The organism is Streptomyces sp. NPDC102437 (genome assembly GCF_044765565.1).
Classification (GTDB): domain Bacteria; phylum Actinomycetota; class Actinomycetes; order Streptomycetales; family Streptomycetaceae; genus Streptomyces.
In genome coordinates this window covers 1-1,375 of sequence record NZ_JBIWKI010000170.1, presented here as the reverse complement: position 1 = coordinate 1,375, position 1,375 = coordinate 1, and the positions used below count along the sequence as shown (strand labels likewise).

The following is a 1,375-nucleotide window of genomic DNA, read 5'->3' as shown; positions in this document are numbered from 1 at the left end:
TAGTACTGCAACGACACTCCGTGATGTCCTCTGCGTTGGTAATGGCTGATGCGGGCTCGTGCTTGGCTTCGTCTTCGCCATCGTGACCATGCGAGTACGTGTTGGGCGTGGTGGCGGAGGGGTGAAGAGATGCGGTTGAAGAGCCGCCGGGCCTCGTTCATGGTCATGGGAATGAGGGATTGATCGCTACCGGTGTCCGGGCCCCTTTTTTTGCCTCGGCTCGCAGGAGGGCGAGGAAGGCAAGGGCGGCCATGGAGAGAGTTATGTGCCGATACCACGCGGTGTAGCCGCGGACCTGGTAGTGATCGAGCCCGGTTTCGTTCTTCGCCGTCTGGAAACACTCCTCAACCATCCACCGGGACCCCGCTGTCCGCGCGAGTTCTTCCAATGGAGTCCCTGCCGGGGAGAAGCAGATGTAGTAGGCGATATCCGTAGGATCCGTGAGGCTGCGTCGTGCCAGTAACCAGTGGTCCCAGCCTTCCCGCCGCCAGGGCCGGATCGGGGTCGCCGCCCAGTCGTATTCACGCGGCCCGTGGGCGCCGTCGCCGCAGCTCACACGGACCCATGCGTCACCGGGGAGCTCGCTGACCAGCTTGTGCGCGCGGGCCTGGCCGAAGAATTCCATAGTCATGACCATCTGCGATTTCGGGACCGCGAGGACATGAGGGATGTCATGCTCTTCCAGCCACAGCCGGATCCGGCTCGTCTGGCCGTAGACCTCATCGGCGGTCACCCACCCGAACGGGATCCCTGATTCCACGGCGCGTTTCAGCATGCGCAGGGCCATGTCCGGCTTGGTGGCGAACTCGATATCGTCGCCGATGCCGGCAGCCCGGCACCGTTCGCGGTCCGATGTCCAGTCCTTCGGGAGATACAGCTCGCGGTCGATCAGTGCCCGTCCCCGGTCGGATCCATAGGCCAGGAACACTCCGATCTGGGAATTCTCGATTCGGCCGGCCGTTCCCGAGTACTGCCGGGCCACCCCCGCCGACTTGATGCCCTTCTTCAGGAAACCCGTCTCGTCGAGGATCAGAATTCCCCGGTCGGGATCTCCGATCTGCTCCACGACCGCGTCACGGACATCGTCCCGCAGGGCATCGGCGTCCCACAGGTAGTGGTTCAGCAGCCGCTGCATCCCCTGGGGACCACCGTCGCCGGCAGCCTCGGCCAGGGTCCAGCCATTCTTCCGTTCCGCCTCGCTGAGCAGGCCCCGCAGGTAGGACACCATCCGCCGCCTCGACTCCACCCGCCCGAAGCGTCCCGCGAACCGCGCCACGAAGTCACAGAACGCATCTGACCAGCCATCAGCTATCTCGTCCACCACGAAACGAGCAACGACGAAGACGGCATCGAGTCACGGAGTGTCGTTGCAGTA

1 protein-coding gene is annotated in these 1,375 nt (G+C 64.1%); it reads right to left on the bottom strand.

From position 1 onward, the window contains the following. Window positions 1-163: 163 nt before the first annotated feature. Window positions 164-1,312 carry an IS701 family transposase gene (locus tag ACIRJP_RS42640; RefSeq protein ID WP_404186633.1) on the bottom strand — a complete coding sequence of 383 codons (1,149 nt, stop codon included), beginning with the start codon at window positions 1,310-1,312 and terminating at the stop codon, window positions 164-166. Window positions 1,313-1,375: the final 63 nt, after the last annotated feature.